The following is an 18,833-nucleotide window of genomic DNA, read 5'->3' on the forward strand; positions in this document are numbered from 1 at the left end:
GGCATCAGACGCCGTGCATCGCGCGCGCGAGCCGTTCGGCCTCGCCGGCGTCACCGCGCAGGATCGCGTCGTGGAAGTCGCGATAGATGTCGTGCATCCGCTGCCGCTCGTTCGCGGGCACCTTCCAGTATCGGAGGTTGCGGGCGAGCGCCATGCTGGCGTCGGTGAGGAGGATCTGGTGCTGGATGTTCCGGCTGTGGTCGCTGAGGAACGTGAACACGGTCCAGCGGATGTCGAAGACGCGGAGGTCGTCGTGCTCGTCGTACAGCTCCTCGACGAGGGCGGCGGCGCGTTCGCGGTCGCGCTGGCTCATGCGCTCGACGCCCATGCGGGCCGCCATGCCCGCCTGGTAGCCGGCGAACTCGAGGGTCTGCTCGACGATCTCGGGGGTCACCGTGGTGACCTCCGTGTAGCGGCTCGGGTACATCACGACGAGTCCCAGTCGCTCCAGGCGCTGCAGGGCTTCGCGCACCGGCGTGCGCGACACGTGCAGCTCCTCGGCGACGTCCACGTCGCGGATGCGGTGGCCCGGCCCGAGCCTGCCGTCGACGATCTGCGAACCGATGTGCCGGAAGACCTCTTCGGCAAGCAGCTGCTTGCTCTCCCGCACGCCCGTCGTCGAACGGTTGTTGTTCATGGACTGCCCCCAGTTGCGTTCCCGACCCGAGCCCCCCGAAATGCCCGGAACGCCACTACATCACGAAGTCGATCACTCTGCCAATAATCCACAGGTGTACACGAGTGGTGTTCACATGAGGAGCGGCTGAGTGTGATCGTGTGCCTGGTTCCCCGGCGGAAGGCAGGGCTGGTGCACGGCCGCGAGTACACGACGAGGGGCGGATGCCGCAGCATCCGCCCCTCGTCGGTCGAAGGTCGCGCGTCAGCGGTAGTTGACGAACTGCAGGTCGAGGTCGAGGTCGGCGCCCTTGAGCAGCGCGATCACGGCCTGGAGGTCGTCGCGGCTCTTGGACTGCACGCGGAGCTCGTCGCCCTGGATCTGGCTCTTCACGCCCTTGGGGCCCTCGTCGCGGATGATCTTGCCGATCTTCTTCGCGTTCTCCGAGGAGATGCCGTCCTTGAGGGACGAGACGATGCGGAACTCCTTGCCGCTCGCGAACGGCTCGCCGGAGTCGAGGCTCTTGAGGGAGATCCCGCGCTTGATGAGCTTGGACTGGAACACGTCGAGGACGGCCTTCGCGCGCTCCTCGGTGCCGGCGATGATCAGCACCTGCTCGCCGCTCCAGGCGATCGATGCGCCGGTGCCCTTGAAGTCGTAGCGCTGCTCGATCTCCTTGCGGGCCTGGTTCAGGGCGTTCTCGGCCTCCTGGTGATCCACTTTCGAGACGATGTCAAAGGAACTGTCAGCCATGACGAGAAGTGTATCGATCCCACGGGCGCTGTGCCCCTGCTCCTGCGGCACCGCGTCGTCGTCGGGCTGACGGCGGGCTCGACGACGGGCCGATCCGTCGCGGCGTTGCGCCGCGCAGAACGGGGACTGCGGTCGTAGCGTTGAGGTATGGCACGGGTGGCGGGGCGCAGCATCGCGATGAGCTGGATCGCGGGCGTGATCTGCACCGGCGTGGTGGTGAGCCTCGTCTGGCTCTCGTTCCCGCTCGTGCCCGTGCTGGCATCGTTCGTGGGGGACACGCTCCGCACGGTCCTGCGCTGAGGGCGCCGAGGCGCGTCTCGAGCGCGACACGCCGTGGGGTCCACGACACGTCGGCTCGCCTCCGTACCCGCGTCGATACGCGGCGGTACCCTCGCAGAGCACACTTCCGAGGAGAGGCGCAGCCATGAGTGACCCCGAGGTTCCCCAGCCCGAGAGGCCGAAGGACGTCGATGACGTCGTCGACAGCGCCAACGCTGGTCTCGACGCCGCCGAGGCCGCGCGCGCCGACGTGCCCGCGTCGTCCGACGCCGCCTACGTCCCGTCGGACGACGTCCCCGCTCCCCGCACCGAACCGGCGGTCGATCCCGATCTCGCCGCTTTCGAGGCCGCCGAGCGCGACCACCCCGGCACGTTCTCGACGCCGGTCCGCGACGACGCCGAGTTCGCGCCCGCGCCTCCCGCAGCGGATGCCGACGCCACCGCCGCGTACTCCGCTCCCGTCGCGCGCGACTCCTCGTCGATGGCGGATGCCGCATACGCGGGGCCCGACGACGCCGAGACGCGCGTCGTCCCCTCTGAGCCCGTCGTGGCCGAGACCGTCGTCGCCGAGCCCGTCGTCGCACCCGCGTTCGCACAGCAGCCGATCTTCGTGCAAGCTCCCGAGCCGCCCCGCGAACGCGGCAACCGCGGCACGGCCGGCGCGATCGGCCTCCTCGCCACCCTCGCGTTCGCGATCCTCTACCTGGGCACCACCCTCGGGCTCGGGGCGTTCATGGGCGACGTCACGGGTGAGAACATCGGCGAGGCAGCGCTCGAGCCCCTCATGACCTGGGGCTATTGGGTGCCCGTCGTCGTGTTCTTCCTCGGTTTCTGGCTGCTCGGCGCGTTCATCAACCGCGGTCGCTGGGGCCTGTGGGTCGTCTTCGGCATCATCGTCGGCGTGATCGCGTACGGCGGTCACCTCCTCGGTCAGCTGTTCCAGGAGCGCTTCTGGCTCCTCACGGCATCCGAGGGGAGCGAGCTGATCGGCGGGCAGCTGTTCGCGCCGCTCGCGATCGCCGCCTTCGTGTTCGGTCGCGAGCTCACCATCTGGTTCGGCGCGTGGGTCGCCCGCAGCGGCGCCCGCAAGACCGAGCTCAACGCCGAGGCGCAGCGCGAGTACGAGCGCACGCTCGAGGCGGGCCCGACTCTCTCGAGGTAATCACGGACACCTCCTCGCCGAACCCCCGCACGCCCGAGCCTGCGGGGGTTTCGGCCGTCCTGGCGCTGGTCCTCGCGGTCATCGGGTTCTTCGCGCTCGCCGTCTTCGGACTCGGGGCGCTGAGCGTCGCGACCGACGCCGACATCATCGCGGTGCGCGGACTCGGGCAGGGCCCTGGTGTATTCGGGATGCTCGTCGGGCTCCTCGCGTTCGCTTTCGTCCTGTGGGCGGGGCTACGGCGCCCCCGTCCGTCGTTCTCATCCGCACCGGTCGTCGCGCTCGCGACCGCGCTCGCCCACCTCGCCGGAGTGTGGATCGGCGTGCTCGTCGGCGACGGCGACCTCGTGATCGCCACCGCCGTGGTCGGCGGACTCGTGAGCGGGGGAGCGAGCATCGTGCTCTTCGTGGCGGCCGCGGTCGCGGCGTGGAGCGGGATCGCGCTGCGACGCACCCGCGCCGAGCATCCGCGCTGGCCGTGGGAGCGGGACGAGGAAGGGTGACGCCCCGCCGTCCGGCGCGAAATCGCGGCGGTGGCGACCGCCGCGCCGTACTCTCTTAGTGTGGAGCGCTCGCTGGAGACGCAGGTCGACCAGGCCGTCGAGGCCTGGCTGCGCTGGGTGCCGCGCTGGGAGCCGGCCACCCATCGGGGTCGCGTCGCGCCCTGCCGACGCTGCCTCGGGTCGCCGATCCTGTCCGCCGCGGGCATCGGGGCGAACGCGCCGCACGGCGTTCAGCACGGGCTCTCGACGCGCATGAAGACGATCGTCGACCACGCCGTCGCCGAGTACACCTCGCGCAACCTGCCGATGCTGCAGCAGGAACTCGATCAGCAGGCCGCGCGCAATCGCGCGCGCAGCTACCGACCCGCCGACGGCCTCGATCCGGAGTTCGACGGACTGCCGCTCGATCCCGATCCCGTACCCGGCGCCCCTTTCCTGTTCACGATCGCGGGGATGGCCGACGACGAGTCCGCGGCCCTCCCGCCGCTTCCGCCGCTCAGTGACGAGGCGAAGACCGCGCTCCGACAGGAGGTCGCCCTCGCCGACGAGTACGCGAACCTCGTGGGGCGCGAGATCTGCGGCATCCTGCTGCGCCACCGCATCCGCATCCAGGCGGCGATCTCGCAGCACGTCGAGCCGCAGATCGAGGCGATGCTCGCCGAGCTGACGCAGTCGCTGGACTCGCCGTTCGACCCGGACCTGCCGTAGACGGCTCCGCGTCCAGCGCTCATTTGACCCGTCACGTTACGCGGCATTACACTTGATCAGGTGTGTGCACGTCTCGACGTGCGCGCTGGGCGTCGGCTCCATGGCCGGTCCGCCCCCACGGCATACCCACCACCACAAAAGCCCGCCGGTTCCGGCGTGCCGGTGGGTCATGATGTGAAACCCATCACGCTGTCACCGTGCAGCACTATGAGGAGAGAACGTGCCAACCATTCAGCAGTTGGTTCGCAAGGGTCGCTCGCCCAAGGTCTCGAAGACCAAGGCTCCGGCGCTCAAGTCGAACCCGCAGCAGGCCGGGGTCTGCACCCGCGTCTACACCACCACCCCGAAGAAGCCGAACTCGGCGATGCGCAAGGTCGCCCGTGTGAAGCTCCGCAACGGCACCGAGGTCACCGCGTACATCCCCGGTGAGGGCCACAACCTGCAGGAGCACTCGCTGGTGCTCGTGCGCGGTGGTCGTGTCAAGGACCTCCCCGGTGTCCGCTACAAGATCGTCCGTGGCGCCCTGGACACCCAGGCCGTCAAGAACCGTAAGCAGGCTCGCAGCCGCTACGGCGCGAAGAAGGGCTGAGTCCAATGCCTCGTAAGGGTCCCGCCCCCAAGCGTCCCGTCGTCAACGACCCGGTCTACGGCGCTCCCATCGTCAGCCAGCTGGTCAACAAGATCCTGGTCGACGGCAAGAAGTCCCTCGCCGAGTCGATCGTCTACAACGCCCTCCGCGGCGTCGAGGCGAAGAACGGCCAGGACGCCGTCGCCACGCTAAAGAAGGCGCTCGACAACGTCCGTCCCACCCTCGAGGTCAAGAGCCGCCGCGTCGGCGGTTCGACCTACCAGGTGCCGGTCGAGGTCAAGCCGCACCGCGCCAACACGCTCGCGCTGCGCTGGCTCGTCAGCTACGCCAAGGGCCGTCGTGAGAAGACGATGACCGAGCGTCTGCAGAACGAGATCCTCGACGCGTCGAACGGCCTCGGTGCCGCGGTCAAGCGCCGCGAGGACACGCACAAGATGGCCGAGTCGAACCGCGCGTTCGCTCACTACCGCTGGTAAACAGCTCCGCCCGTCCCTCGGCCACTCGCCGAGGGACGGGCACCCCCTCTTCGCAGTACACCTGCTCCAAAAGATAAGGACACTCCTGTGGCACAAGACGTGCTCACGGACCTGAGCAAGGTCCGCAACATCGGCATCATGGCTCACATCGATGCCGGCAAGACCACCACGACCGAGCGCATCCTGTTCTACACGGGCGTCAACCACAAGCTGGGCGAGACGCACGACGGCGCCTCGACCACCGACTGGATGGAGCAGGAGAAGGAGCGCGGCATCACGATCACGTCTGCCGCCGTGACCTGCTTCTGGAACAACAACCAGATCAACATCATCGACACCCCCGGTCACGTGGACTTCACGGTCGAGGTGGAGCGCTCGCTCCGCGTCCTCGACGGCGCGGTCGCCGTGTTCGACGGCAAGGAGGGCGTCGAGCCCCAGTCCGAGACCGTGTGGCGTCAGGCCGACAAGTACAACGTCCCCCGCATCTGCTTCGTCAACAAGATGGACAAGCTCGGCGCGGACTTCTACTTCACGGTCGACACGATCGTCAACCGCCTCGGCGCCAAGCCGCTGGTGCTGCAGCTCCCGATCGGCGCCGAGAACGACTTCGTCGGCGTCGTCGACCTCATTGAGATGCGCGCGCTGGTCTGGCCCGGCGACGCCAAGGGTGACGTGACCATGGGCGCGTCGTATGAGATCCAGGAGATCCCGGCCGACCTCAAGGAGAAGGCCGACGAGTACCGTCAGCAGCTCCTCGAGACCGTCGCCGAGACCGACGACGCGCTGCTCGAGAAGTTCTTCGGCGGCGAGGAGCTCACGGTCGCCGAGATCAAGGGCGCCATCCGCAAGATGGTCGTCGCCTCGGAGATCTACCCGGTCCTCTGCGGCTCGGCGTTCAAGAACCGCGGCGTGCAGCCGATGCTCGACGCGGTCGTCGACTACCTCCCGAACCCCCTCGACGTCGGCGCCATCGAGGCGCACGACCCGAAGGACGAGGAGAAGGTCATCGAGCGTCACCCCGACGCCAAGGACCCCTTCGCGGCCCTGGCGTTCAAGGTCGCCGTGCACCCGTTCTTCGGTCGTCTGACCTACGTCCGCGTCTACTCGGGTCACCTCGACTCCGGCTCGGCCGTCATCAACTCGACCAAGGGCAAGAAGGAGCGCATCGGGAAGATCTTCCAGATGCACGCCAACAAGGAGAACCCGGTCGACTCGCTCACCGCGGGCAACATCTACGCCGTGATCGGCCTGAAGGACACCACCACCGGTGACACCCTCGCCGCGATCGACGCGCCCGTGGTCCTCGAGTCGATGACGTTCCCCGAGCCCGTCATCGAGGTCGCGATCGAGCCGAAGACCAAGGCCGACCAGGAGAAGCTGGGCACCGCGATCCAGAAGCTCGCCGAAGAGGACCCGACGTTCCGCACGGAGCTCAACCCCGAGACCGGTCAGACGACCATCAAGGGCATGGGCGAGCTGCACCTCGACATCCTCGTCGACCGCATGAAGCGCGAGTTCCGCGTCGAGGCGAACGTCGGCAAGCCGCAGGTGGCGTACCGCGAGACGATCCGCAAGGCCGTCGAGAAGCACGATTACACGCACAAGAAGCAGACCGGTGGATCGGGCCAGTTCGCCAAGATCCAGTTCAACATCGAGCCGCTCGAGCTCGACGGCGACAAGACCTACGAGTTCGTGAACTCGGTCACCGGTGGTCGCATCCCGCGTGAGTACATCGGCTCGATCGATGCCGGTTTCCAGGACGCCATGAACGTCGGCGTGCTCGCCGGCTACCCGATGGTGGGCGTCAAGGCGACCATCGTCGACGGTGCCGCGCACGACGTCGACTCCTCGGAGATGGCGTTCAAGATCGCGGGCTCCATGGGCTTCAAGGAGGCCGCTCGTCGCGCCAACCCCGTGCTGCTCGAGCCGCTCATGGCCGTCGAGGTCCGCACGCCCGAGGAGTACATGGGCGACGTCATCGGCGACCTGAACTCGCGTCGTGGCCAGATCCAGTCGATGGAGGACGCCGCAGGCGTCAAGGTCGTCCGCGCCCAGGTCCCGCTGTCCGAGATGTTCGGCTACATCGGCGACCTGCGCTCGAAGACCTCGGGTCGCGCCGTCTACTCGATGGAGTTCCACAGCTACGCTGAGGTTCCCCGCGCCGTGGCCGACGAGATCGTCCAGAAGGCCAAGGGCGAGTAACACGTCCTGGGAGCCGGGTTTCGGCTCGGCTCCCAGGTCCCCTACAACTTCACATTCCCTCTCTACTAAACTGAGAACCTAACCCGTAGAGAACCGGTCGCAATCCAGTGCCCGGAACCTCTACAACGACGTCCTGAGGAGGACCCAGTGGCTAAGGCCAAGTTCGAGCGGACCAAGCCGCACGTCAACATCGGAACGATCGGTCACGTCGACCACGGCAAGACCACGCTCTCCGCAGCGATCTCGAAGGTGCTTGCTGACAAGTACCCGTCCGACACCAACGTGCAGCGCGACTTCGCTTCCATCGACTCGGCGCCGGAAGAGCGCCAGCGTGGTATCACCATCAACATCTCGCACATCGAGTACGAGACCCCGAAGCGCCACTACGCACACGTTGACGCCCCCGGCCACGCCGACTACGTCAAGAACATGATCACCGGTGCGGCTCAGATGGACGGCGCGATCCTCGTGGTCGCCGCCACCGACGGCCCCATGGCTCAGACGCGTGAGCACGTGCTGCTCGCCAAGCAGGTCGGCGTGCCGTACCTGCTCGTCGCGCTGAACAAGGCCGACATGGTCGACGACGAGGAGATCCTGGAGCTCGTCGAGCTCGAGGTCTCCGAGCTGCTCGCGGCTCAGGGCTTCGCCGAGGACGCTCCTGTCGTCCGCGTCTCCGCTCTCAAGGCCCTCGAGGGCGACGAGAAGTGGACCCAGGCGATCCTGGACCTCATGCAGGCCGTCGACGACAACGTCCCGGACCCCGAGCGTGACCGCGACAAGCCGTTCCTGATGCCCGTCGAGGACGTCTTCACGATCACCGGTCGTGGCACCGTCGTCACGGGTCGCGCCGAGCGTGGCACGCTGGCCATCAACTCCGAGGTCGAGATCGTGGGTCTGCGCCCGACGCAGAAGACGACCGTCACCGGTATCGAGATGTTCCACAAGCAGCTCGACGAGGCATGGGCCGGCGAGAACTGTGGTCTGCTGCTCCGCGGCACCAAGCGTGAGGACGTCGAGCGCGGCCAGGTCATCGTGAAGCCGGGTTCGGTCACGCCGCACACCGACTTCGCGGGCACCGCGTACATCCTGTCGAAGGACGAGGGTGGCCGTCACAACCCGTTCTACACGAACTACCGCCCGCAGTTCTACTTCCGCACCACGGACGTCACTGGCGTCATCTCGTTGCCCGAGGGCACCGAGATGGTCATGCCCGGCGACACCACCGACATGACGGTCGAGCTGATCCAGCCGATCGCCATGGAGGAGGGCCTCGGCTTCGCCATCCGTGAGGGTGGTCGTACGGTCGGCGCCGGTACGGTGACCAGCATCATCAAGTGAGTCGGGCCGGGTCAATGCGAGCGAAGCCCGCGTTGACCCGGCATCGACTCAGGTTGAGCGAGCGGAGCGAGTCGAAACCTCGTTCATCCTGAGATCACTGAAAAGGGGTCGGACCTTCGGGTCCGGCCCCTTTTTCGTGCCCTGAAGTCGAAGAATCTCCTCGTATTCGAGCGCGACGCGCCGATGCATGATTTTGAATATAACTTGAAGTGTCATATACGGTGAGAGCAGTTGCACATCGTGCAGCCCGTATGCGTCGAACCGGGGTCAAGGCCGGGACGGCAGCCGACGTGGGTGATCTGGGGAACCCGAACCTCCTCTGATGCGCCCACGCGGTGCATGCGCGAGGGGAGTGCCCGCACATCGGGGAGTGGTGTGCGGGGTCTTAGGGGAGTTTCAGCATGCGTTCGACCCTGCGTCGGAAGTTCGATCAGCGCGCCCGGAGACTGACGGCCATCACCGCCGTCGTCTCGCTCGTCACCGGGGCGCTCGCCCTCGGGGTCACGGCGCAGACGGCGGCAGCGGCCCCCTGGGCCCCCGCGGTGACGACGCAGAACGTCGACCCGTCCGGAGCCGGCAAGGACTTCGTGCTCGCGGGCGAGGACGTCGCCTTCGACGTCTCCGTGCGCAACAGCGACGGGGGTGCGCAGTTCAACCTCAGCCTGATCGCGACCCTGCCGGCATCCGTCGCATTCGTCTCCGGCGGATCCTTCGGCACGCCTGTCGTGTATGCGGAGGGTGAGACGCTGCCGAACCGCTCCCGGACCACGGCGAGCGACTGTGCGACGGAGGGTCTCGTCGACTCTCCCGAGACTCCGCTCTGCGCGGTGCCCGCCGGTCAGCAGGTGTGGGTGTGGTCGAACGTCAACGACCTCCCGCAGGGAGCCACGGTCTCCTCGAGCATCGCGATCGCCCCGATCAGCGACCTCTACCCGGTAGGCGGCGAGATCGGATTCTCGGTCCGCGCCTATACGAGCAACGATCCCTCGCGTCTGCCGACCTACGACGGTTCGCCCAGCGTCGCCCGCACCGGCACTCACACCTCGGGTGCCGGGACCGCGACCGACGACGTTCCCGTTCAGGCGCTGCGCATCGTCAAGGACGAGCCGAGCGTCGAGAGCGAGCTCGTGCGCGGTGTGCACCGCAACGTGACGACCTACACCATGAAGGTCGAGAACACGACTCGTGGTGCGACCACCGGTGTCACCGTCACCGACTATCTTCCGGCGGGCCTGGAGTACCTCGGCCTGGCCACGCGCGACAACTCCGCGGGCGTCGAGTACGACGGCGCGCCCGCGCTGGTCGGCGGCGTCACGGCGACGGAGTCCGTCGACACGGTGCAGATCGACGCCGCCCGGGCGAACGCCCCCGGCCTTCCCGGGGCCGGCGTCTACACGGTCGTGGTCTGGTCGCTCGGCGACCTCGCGCCCGGCGCCACAGCCGAGATCCGCTACCACGCCGCGGTGCCTCTCTTCGCGAATGCGCTGTGGGACGGAACCGCGCCCGACGTCTCCGCCGGTGCCCAGGCGGCCAACCTCGACAACAACACCGGTGCATCCACGCGCCACGGCGGCGCCGACGCCGCGGAGTCCGCGCAGTCGTTCCGCAACGTGGCGGCGGTCGCCGGCACGTACCAGGGGCCGGTTCTCGACGGAGATCCTGCGCTCCGCGCAGCGCGCGATGACGACGACGAGGTGATCGAGGCCGTCGACGTCCGCGTCGTGAAGAGCGTGGAGACCGGTGGACTGTTCGACGCGGGGGTGGTCGCCGCCTACTCCGTGCGCGTCGATGTCAGCGAGTACGTGGACGCCTCCCACATCGTGCTGACGGACGTCATCCCGAACGGGCTGTGCCCGGCCTTCCCTGGTTCGGGATCGGATGTCGCGCTCAGGATCGGCGATCGATCCGTCACGGGGGCGGAGTGGAACGCCGAGATCCCGGGCGACGCCTGCAACTTCCCGACCGAGGCGCGCGGAGCCGAGCTCTCGGACGGTCTCACGCTCACGTCGATGACGTACGCGCCGGGCGACGGCACCTTCACCGTGACCTTCGCGGTGGCCGACCTCGCCGCGGGCTCGTCGTACGCCGGCCGATATGCCGTAATGCAGCGTCCGAACTACACGGGAGCGAACGGAGGCACGAGCTCGGGGGACCGCTTCCTCAACACGGTGCAGGTCGCGGCCGAGACGACACCGATCGCGGCGATCGCGAACGACCCCGCGCTCCGCGACCGCGTCGGAGGCGTGCGACGCGTGCTCGACGACTCATCGGCGCTGATCACCTCGCGCTTCACGGCGCTCGAGAAGACCGTCCTCGAACGCGGGCAGACGCCGACGGATGCCGGGGCGACCTGGTCCGCCGAGAGCACGGCGCCGTTCTCTCCGGGCGACGACGTCTGGTACCGCCTCGTCGTGCCGTTCGCGACGGGCATCGACACCCGCAATCCGATCCTCACCGACTATCTGCCCGAGGGCGTCGAGCTCGCGGAGCTCCGCTACGCCTACCGCGGCATCCCGGGATTCGCCGACGTCACGACCCCGACCGCCTGGGGGAGCGGCTCGTTCCCGACCGCCTACATCCCCGACACCGCGGCGACCGGTACCTCGCTCTCCTGGGAGTTCGGCGCGCACAACCGCAGCGGCAGCGGCGACCGCTTCATGCCCGCCGGCAGCGCCGTCACGGTGTACCTGCGAGGAGTGGTGCAGGCGCAGTCCGCCTCGCAGGACGACGTCGACAGTCCCCTCAACCACGCCAAGTACCAGCAGGTGAACGTCGACGGCGAGATCTCCTTCCTCCGCGACGACGCCGGCATCGACCTCGACTGGGGTGCGACGCTCACCAAGGGCATCCGCGCGGTCGGCGGCACGGTCATCGGAGCGGACTTCGGCTCCCGCGTCGAGACCAGGCAGGTCGTGCAGGGTGACGCGGTCGAGTACCGCATCGACGTGACGACCCCGCAGAACACGACGACCGACTACGTGGTGTGGGACGTCCTCCCGGCCGGCGTGAAGAAAGCCGACGTCTCCGCCTACTCCGCAGAGCGCTACGACGGCGGCGCCACCTCGGCGCTCTCCAGCGGCCAGTACTCCGCGACCGCGTACGACGCGGGGGAGACGCTGCCCGACGGCATCGCGCTCGACCCTGCTCTCGGCGACCGCTCGGTGATCGCCTGGACCGTCGACGCGTCGCTCGCCGGATCCGTCGCCGCGACCGACACGACCTCCGCCCGCGTCCGCGGTCTGAGCCTCGGCTACACCCTCACGGTCCCCGCGGGCATCGTCGGCGGAGGGGATGCCGCGCAGCTGACCCAGAGCTACACGAACACCGCGGGCATCGTCAGCTACGCCGTCGAGAACACCCCGAGCCGCACGACGACGATCGTGCCCCAGCGCGACGGCGGGGGTCAGCAGCTCACCGACCGAACGCCGCGCGACGGAGAGGTGGCGGCTTCGGACGTCGACACCGTCGACAGCGCCGAGATCCACCTGCCCGATGTCGTGATCGAGAAGAAGCTGGTCTCCACCGAGGTGGCTCCGACCGCGGATGCCACGGCCGGTGTCGTGGACCTCGGCGACGGGACGCGCAACAGCGCGACGCAGATCGTGCAGGGCGAGCAGGCCACGTTCGAGTACTCCGTGACCATCCCGGCGCGCACCACGGTTCGGGGCGCGATCCTCTCCGACGACGGACGGCTCGGCATCTCGCCCGGCTCCGGGTCCACGGCCTACCGGTACGTCGAGGGCAGTGCGGCGTTCTTCGGTCCCTCCGGCGGACCTCTCGCGATCGGCGCCGGCTCGAACGACTTCCGTGCCTCCGAGCGCGCGGGGGAGTCGCACGGCGTGCTCACCTTCCCCGACGTGTACACCAACGCGACGTCCGCGCCGCAGACCTTCCGCGCACGCATCACAGTGTGGGTGACCGACAAGGACGACTCGGCCGACGGCGGCTCTCGAGCCGACATCGCGCACGGCACGGCGCTCACGAACACCGCACGCCTGACCTTCCTCGACCCGAACGCGACGGGCGGCGCCCGGCTGACTCGCACGGACACCGCGTCCGCGCAGTTCGTCGAGCCCGCGCCCACGCTGCGCAAGACCACCTCCTCCGCGACGGTGTCGGCCAGCGGCACGGTGACGTACACGCTCACCGCGAGCAACGCCTCGGGTCGTCCGGCGCTGTACGACGTCGTCGTGATCGACTGCGTGCCGCAGGAGGTCACCCCGAGCGCCCTCAGCGCGACGGTCGGATCCGCTCGCATCCTCGACGAGGACTGCAGCGGCTCGGCGTCCACCGCCATCACCCGAGGCTCCGGCACGGGAACGCTCATCGAGTGGACGATCCCTGCGGTGCGCGGTGACGACGTCACGCCGACGCTGACGTACCTCGGCACCGTGCAGGCCCATGCCGGCGGCGGCTCGGAGTTCGTGAACCGCGCCGAACTCACGGGGTACACGCTGCCCCTCGCCGTCGGCGCCGACGGGGACACCGCGGATCGTCGCGGCACGTACACGCGCTCGACCACCGCCACCGTGAAGATGCCCGAGGCGTCGATCGAGAAGAAGGTCGGCCCCACCGGGGCCGCCGTCGGCGACGTCGTCACGTACTCCGTGACCGCATCCCTCCCGTCGAACACCAACTTCTACGACATCACGTTGAACGACACCCTCCCGGCCGGCGTCGAGTTCCTCGCCGACGGCACGGCCACGCAGACCGTGCAGTGGGCCGGCGGCCCCGATGCCCCGGTCGTCGGCGCGCCGACAGTCGACGGTCGCGCGCTGTCGTGGAGGATCTCGTCCGACGACGTGCTGGCCTGGACGTCCGCCCGGTCCATCACGGTGACGTACCAGGCGCGGATCACGACGGCCGTGACCTCGGCGGCGCCGATCAACAGCGCGACGTTCGCGTGGAGCAAGGTCGACGGCTCGACGACATCGTCCGACCGTCGCACGCAGACCGCGACCGCACCGCTCACGATCCTGAACCCGAACGTCACGATCGCCAAGGCGGTCAAGAACACGGGTGCGGATGACAGCGCCTACGGCACCGCCTCCACCGGCGGTCCCGAGCAGTCGTTCACCTACCGGGTCCGCGTCAGCAACGCGACCGGCGTCGGCACCGCGCCCGCGTACGGCGTGGTCGTCACCGACACCGTGGACCGCGGCATCCGGATCGACACCACGCAGTCGGCGTTCGCCGGCGCGACGTTCTCGGACGAGACCGCACTGCGCGAGGGCCGCGGTGGCGTGATCACCTGGACGCTCGCGGGTCCGCTGAGCAATCGGGCGGGCGCGAACACGATCGACCTCGTCTACCGCGGCACGTTCGTGCCGGCCGAGTCCCTCGGCGCCGGGGCGCTCGGCAACCGTGCCGTCGTCACGCGCTACGAGTCCGCCCAGACCGGCGGATGGACCTATCGACCGGGTGCCGGATCTCGACCGGGCGGCGGCGCGATCCTCGCGACCAACACATCGGGCGCCGCGGACATCACCCCGCGCTTCCCGCAGGTCGCGCTGAGCAAGCGCGTCGCCTCGGGCAGCGAGGCGTTCGTCGGGGAGTCCTTCTCGTGGACCCTCCAGGCCCGCAACACCGGGACGGGGGAGGCGCAGACGATCACGCTGACCGACACGCTGCCCGCCAACTGGGAGTACGACGCCACGGTCGTGCCGCGCCTCACGGTGGGTACGCAGGCTCCGGTCGATCTGGCCGCGCCCGTCGTGACCGCGAAGGACGGGCGTCAGGTGCTGACCTGGGCTCTCGGGTCGTCGATCGGGCAGCCGCTGCTCCCCGGGACCACCGGCGGGGCCACGGAGTCGCAGCGCACGCTGCTCGTGACCTTCGCGACCGTGCCGCATCCTGGCGCGGTGACGGATCCCGGCGCCGGTCTCTCGATCGACCACCGGAACACCGTCGGCGGAGTGGCGACCGATACGACCGGAGCGACGCGCAACGCGTCCGGCTCCTACACCGGTCCGGACGCCGCGGCATCCGCGCACATCGCTCGTGCCGATCTGCGTGTCGCGAAGGAGGCGATCGGCGGAGACGCGAACGGCGCCTGGACCGCAGGCGAGACGGCTCGGGCGGGCTACGCCCAGCCGCAGTGGCGCATCACCGTCACGAACCAGGGGCCGGATGCCGCGAGCGGGCCGTTCCTCGTGACCGACGCCGTCGACCTCCCCGCGGGAGTGACGACCGGCGGGTTCACCGCGCGGTACCACTCCAGCGCCGCCGACACGACAGGCGTCGCGGTGACGCTGTCGGGCACTGGCACGGCGAGCGATCCGTTCGTCGTCGGCGACCGCGCTCGCACTCTCAAGGCCGACGGAAGCGACCGCATCGTGCTGCTGGCGAACGTCGCCGTACAGGCTCCGGCCACCGGCACGTCGTCGAACACCGCCGCCGCCACGGCCCGCACGTTCGAGCGTGCGGAGGACGTCGCGAAGGACAACACGGCCACGGCGTCGAAGACGATCTCGAGCGCCGCCGACCTCGCGGTGACGAAGACCGTGAACACGGCGGAGCCGACAGCGGGACGACCCATCACCTGGAGCATCAAGGTGCGGAACAACGGTCCGTCCGTGGCGCTGGCGTCCACCGCGTCGCCGATCACCGTGACCGACACGATCCCCGCGGGCATCAGCGGAGTGGCGGATCCGTCCGCGGGCCTCACGGCGTGGAGCGTCACGGCGTCGGACGGATGGCCCGCTGCGGCCGGCGACACGATCACCTGGACGTTCCTGGGGGCGCAGCTCGCCGTGGGCCCCGCCCAGGACCTGTCGCTCACCGGGACGATCGACTCCTCGTGGACCGGGGGCGAGATCCGCAACATCGCCACCGTCGCGCCGGGGATCACGGCCGACCCGACGCCGTCGAACGACCGGGGCGAGGTGTCGGTCACCCCCGGCGACGACACGACGCTCGCGATCACGAAGACGCGCGTGGTGCTCGACGGCGGCACGTGGAAGGATGCCGGACAGCTCGGCACCGCTCTGCCCGCTGTGGTCGCCGGCGAGACCATCAGCTACCGCGTGGTGGTGACGAACAACGGGCCCGCCGATGCGCGCGAGGTCCGTGTCGTGGACGAGGTCCCCGACATGCTGGCCTTCGCGTCCGTGCAGGACGAGTCGGGCGCGTGGACCCGCACGGCCGGCCCTGGCACGTCCGACACGTTCACCGTGGACGGGGCCGTGCCCGCGGCCTCCGGTCGGAACACGCGATCCTTCGTCGTGACCTACACGGTCGACGCCGCACTCGCCCCGGGCTCCGAAGTGGAGAACCAGGCACGGGCCGAGGCGGAGAACGCCACCAACGTCCCGCGGGACGGCGACTCCACGGCATCCGACCGCGTCGCCGACCTGTCGATCGTCAAGCAGGCGCTCGACGCGGCCGGCGTTCCGGTGGCCGAGGGCGTCGTCCCCGAGGTGACCGCCGGCACGCAGACGCGCTTCCTGCTGACCGTGACCAACCGCGGCCCGAGCATCTCCGGCGCACCGATCACGGTCGACGACCGGCTTCCCGCCGGGCTCGCCTACGTGTCGTCCACGATCTCCGTGGCCGGGGCGGCTGCGTCGGATGCCGACGCGATCGTCAGCACGGACGAGCGGTCGATCTCCTGGGCGGCGCTCACCGGCACCGACACCCTCGCGACCGGCGGGACGATCGTGATCGAGATCACGGCAGAGGTCGCCGCCGACGTCCGCGTGCAGCGGCTCGTCAACGCGGCGGACGTCAGCGGACCGGACGACGTCGATCCGAGCAACAACCACGATGAGGCGGTGATCGACATCGTGCGCCTGGCCGAGATGTCGATCGTGAAGGATGCCGCTGCTGGACCGTGGATCGCGGGGACCGAGGTCGCGTACACCCTGACGATCGCGAACGACGGCCCCTCGGTCGCCGATGCGTTCGTCGCGGACGTGCTCCCGACGGGGCTCACGGCCGTGTCGATCGTGGGTGACGGATGGACCTGCGACGACGGCTCCCAGAGCTGCCTGCGCGCCGAGCACCCGGTCGGCGAGAGCACGATCACGGTCGTCGCGCGGATCGGATCGGACGTGCCGACCGGCACGGCTCTCACGAACACCGCGACGCTGACGTGGACGGACAGCCGATCGACCTCGCCGCACGAGGACGACGACTCCGCGCGGATCGACGTCACGACCGACGCCGACCTGCGGCTCGTCAAGACGGCGATCACGACGGAGGGCGAGGAGACGGCCGCGGCCGTGGCGGGGGAGGACGTCCGCTACCGCATCGAGGTCGAGAACCTCGGCTCGAGCGACGCGATCGGCCCGATCTCGGTGGTCGACCGGCTGCCGGACGGCACCTCGTTCGTCGCGCTCACGGGCGCGGCCGCCGACCTGTGGTCCGCATCGGTCGACGACAGGGATCCCCGATCGGTCACCTTCACGCAGATTCCCGCCGCGGCGGGCCTCGGGAGCGGCGTGTCCGCATCGACGATCGAGTTCGAGGCGCACGTCGACGCCGCCGCGATGCACGGAGCCGTCCTGCGGAACACGGCGACGGTGTCGTCGGGAACGCCGGACTCCCACGCGGACAACGACACGGACACCGCCGACGTCACGGTCGCCCGCGAGGTGGACCTCGCGATCCTCAAGCGCCACGACGCGGGAGCGGTGCGCATCGGCGACGAGCTGCCGTTCACGCTCCAGGTGCGCAACGCCGGCCCGTCCGAGGCGACGGACGTCGTCGTCGTCGACACCGTGCCAGCGGGGCTGGAGGTGCTGACCGCGCCGGGCGACCCGGTCGGAGCGGGCTGGACCGTGGAGTCCGTCGAGCCGATCGATGTGGACGACCCCGCCGCGGGGACCCGTGTGTCCGCACGCTATGCGCCGGTGATCGCGCCGGGCGCCGAGTCCGCCGATCTCGAGATCGTGACGCGCGTGCAGGTGGCGGCGTATCCCGAGGTGGTCAACACGGCTGCTGTGACTGCTGCGGAGATCACGGAGGAGCATCCCGACCGGACCCCGGAGGACAACCGCGTCGAGGACGCCGTCTCGGTGCCTGCGATGGCGTCGCTCTCGACGACCAAGACCGCGGTCGGGACCTTCCAGGTCGGGAAGACCGCCACGTACGAGATCGTCGTGCGCAACGACGGCCCGACCGCCGACCCGGGACCCGTCGTCGTAACGGATGCGTTGCCCGCAGGCCTCTCCTTCGCCGATTCGCCCGACGACGGCGTCGCAGTGGACGGTCGGACCGTCACCTGGACGCTTCATGACGGCATCCCGGTAGATAGCGAGGTCACGCTGACGCTCCACGTCCGCGTCGATCAGGCGGCGTTCCCGTCGGTCGTGAACGTCGTCACGGTCGACTCGCCCTCCGAGCAGCTCGACGGCGCACGGCTGGTCGCGAGCGCCGCGGCGGAGGTCGCGGCGGCCGACGCGCTCGCGACCACCGGCGCAGGGCCCGCTTGGACCCTGATGCTCATCGCGCTGCTGCTGCTGGTCTGCGGGGTCGCGCTCGTCATCCACCGCCGACGGGTCGACGCAACCGGCGCACGGCGAGCGGACTGACGCGTCGGGTGAGGGGTGGCACGCGTCCTCCGGGCGGGGCCACCCCTCTTCCGCGCCCCGTGCGCGACGTGCAGAATGAACGTGGCGCGGGAGTTCCACCGCTCCGACCAACGAAAAGGGGGCCCGCCATGGGTATCGATGACGTCGTCAACAAGGGCAAGGACCTGTACGAGCAGAACAAGGACAAGATCGCGGATGCGGTCAAGAGCGAGCAGGCCGAAGACATCAGCGACAAGGTGCTCGACGGCGTCGCGGACTTCGCGAAGAAGATCGCTCCCGGCGCCGCGGACAAGATCGACGAGATCCGCGACCAGGCCGACAAGGCCGTCGGAAACGAATAGGACCGTCACGCGACGGCGAACGGCGGCTCTCCGGGGGAGGGCCGCCGTTCCCGTGTACCGGAGCATCGATATTCTCGAGGCGCGCTCTCGCGCTTCGGCGGTCTAGTCCCCTATGATGGACACGACCGCCTGGGGATCTTGCGGTTGAAGGATGTCGAAGGGGTTCGACGTCCTGACATCACGCGGTTCGCCGCGTCAAACTGGGGAAGCGATTTTGGGGATCATCGTGCGACGCGCGCACTCTGTGCGCCCTGGCGTCTTCCCGCCTGCGCGGCGGTCATCTCGCCGCGCCCTCGGTCGAGGAACCCGGCGTCCCTTCACGTCGGTGTCCTCGCG

Annotated in this window: 12 protein-coding genes; 10 read left to right on the forward strand and 2 right to left on the reverse strand. The window is 69.3% G+C overall.

Annotated features, from left to right (window positions below; all coding sequences use genetic code 11):
• Positions 1 to 4: 4 nt before the first annotated feature.
• Positions 5 to 637 (reverse strand): GntR family transcriptional regulator, encoded by a 633-nt coding sequence (locus AKH00_RS09580; RefSeq protein WP_050722486.1) that lies wholly within the window; start codon positions 635 to 637, stop codon positions 5 to 7.
• 243 nt (positions 638 to 880) lie between these two features.
• Positions 881 to 1,369 (reverse strand): YajQ family cyclic di-GMP-binding protein, encoded by a 489-nt coding sequence (locus AKH00_RS09585; protein ID WP_050722487.1) that lies wholly within the window; start codon positions 1,367 to 1,369, stop codon positions 881 to 883.
• 147 nt (positions 1,370 to 1,516) lie between these two features.
• Between AKH00_RS09585 and AKH00_RS18075 the strand changes: the two genes are divergently transcribed.
• The 10 genes from AKH00_RS18075 (at position 1,517) to AKH00_RS09630 (ending at position 18,497) form a co-directional block, all read left to right on the forward strand.
• Entirely contained in the window at positions 1,517 to 1,669 is a 153-nt protein-coding gene (locus AKH00_RS18075) for a hypothetical protein (RefSeq protein WP_162531779.1), read from the forward strand.
• Between the two features lie 124 nt (positions 1,670 to 1,793).
• A complete protein-coding gene (locus tag AKH00_RS09590) occupies positions 1,794 to 2,810 on the forward strand; it encodes a hypothetical protein (RefSeq protein ID WP_050722488.1) in 1,017 nt (338 codons plus the stop codon).
• 188 nt (positions 2,811 to 2,998) lie between these two features.
• Positions 2,999 to 3,310, forward strand: coding sequence for a hypothetical protein (locus AKH00_RS09595; protein ID WP_235556737.1), 312 nt, complete (start codon positions 2,999 to 3,001; stop codon positions 3,308 to 3,310).
• 60 nt (positions 3,311 to 3,370) lie between these two features.
• Entirely contained in the window at positions 3,371 to 4,018 is a 648-nt protein-coding gene (locus tag AKH00_RS09600) for a hypothetical protein (RefSeq protein WP_050722489.1), read from the forward strand.
• 220 nt (positions 4,019 to 4,238) lie between these two features.
• Positions 4,239 to 4,607 carry a 30S ribosomal protein S12 gene (gene rpsL, locus AKH00_RS09605; protein WP_013584051.1) on the forward strand — a complete coding sequence of 123 codons (369 nt, stop codon included), beginning with the start codon at positions 4,239 to 4,241 and terminating at the stop codon, positions 4,605 to 4,607.
• Between the two features lie 5 nt (positions 4,608 to 4,612).
• Positions 4,613 to 5,083, forward strand: coding sequence for a 30S ribosomal protein S7 (rpsG, locus tag AKH00_RS09610; RefSeq protein WP_050722490.1), 471 nt, complete (start codon positions 4,613 to 4,615; stop codon positions 5,081 to 5,083).
• An 87-nt stretch (positions 5,084 to 5,170) separates the two neighbouring features.
• Positions 5,171 to 7,285, forward strand: a complete 2,115-nt coding sequence (gene fusA, locus AKH00_RS09615) for an elongation factor G (protein ID WP_050722491.1) — start codon at positions 5,171 to 5,173, stop codon at positions 7,283 to 7,285.
• A 147-nt stretch (positions 7,286 to 7,432) separates the two neighbouring features.
• On the forward strand, positions 7,433 to 8,623 hold the full coding sequence (tuf, locus tag AKH00_RS09620; protein WP_050722492.1) for an elongation factor Tu: 1,191 nt from the start codon (positions 7,433 to 7,435) through the stop codon (positions 8,621 to 8,623).
• Between the two features lie 401 nt (positions 8,624 to 9,024).
• The gene (locus tag AKH00_RS09625; protein WP_050722493.1) at positions 9,025 to 18,156 is read left to right on the forward strand and encodes an isopeptide-forming domain-containing fimbrial protein; all 9,132 of its coding nucleotides are present in this window, start codon (positions 9,025 to 9,027) and stop codon (positions 18,154 to 18,156) included.
• Positions 18,157 to 18,284: 128 nt separating this feature from the next.
• Positions 18,285 to 18,497, forward strand: a complete 213-nt coding sequence (locus tag AKH00_RS09630) for a hypothetical protein (RefSeq protein ID WP_050722494.1) — start codon at positions 18,285 to 18,287, stop codon at positions 18,495 to 18,497.
• The last annotated feature ends 336 nt before the right edge of the window (positions 18,498 to 18,833 follow it).

It is taken from the genome of Microbacterium sp. GCS4 (assembly GCF_001262495.1).
Taxonomy (GTDB): domain Bacteria; phylum Actinomycetota; class Actinomycetes; order Actinomycetales; family Microbacteriaceae; genus Microbacterium.